This window comes from Streptomyces hazeniae, assembly GCF_031845485.1.
GTDB classification, from domain to species: Bacteria; Actinomycetota; Actinomycetes; order Streptomycetales; family Streptomycetaceae; genus Streptomyces; species Streptomyces hazeniae.
In genome coordinates this window covers 1-416 of record NZ_JAVREQ010000226.1, presented here as the reverse complement: position 1 = coordinate 416, position 416 = coordinate 1, and the positions used below count along the sequence as shown (strand labels likewise).

The following is a 416-nucleotide window of genomic DNA, read 5'->3' as shown; positions in this document are numbered from 1 at the left end:
AGCTTCTCGCCGCTCGGAATCGACTCCTCCACGTCCTGGTGGCCGGAGAAGGGCAGCGGCAGCACACCGAGCGTCTCCCGGCCGCAGCCGCCGTCGAGGACATGGGCGGCGAGGTCGTCCGTGAACGCCGACAGCGTCGACATGAAGAACCGCGCCGAACCGTCCGGATGCTTGCACGCGCCCCGGCCCTTCACGGCCTGGGCCACCTCGCGCAGCGCCTCCAGCGCGGCGGGCCCGCCTCCGTTCAGTACGTCGGAGAGCCCGCCGGCCGCCGCCGGCAGCCCCAGCTTGCACGGGCCGCACTGCCCGGCGGTCTCGGCGGCCAGCCAGTTCGCGATCCGGAGGGACTCGCCCAGCGGGCAGGTCTCCGGACCGATCGGCAGGATCGCGCCCGCGCCCAGGGCGCCGCCCACGGT

General features: G+C 75.0%; 1 protein-coding gene. It reads right to left on the bottom strand.

All coding sequences use genetic code 11. The features are described 5' to 3' along the window. Nucleotides 1-416, bottom strand: a 416-nt coding sequence (locus RM572_RS29450) for an NADH-ubiquinone oxidoreductase-F iron-sulfur binding region domain-containing protein (protein WP_311676398.1), incomplete at both ends; no start/stop codon positions are given.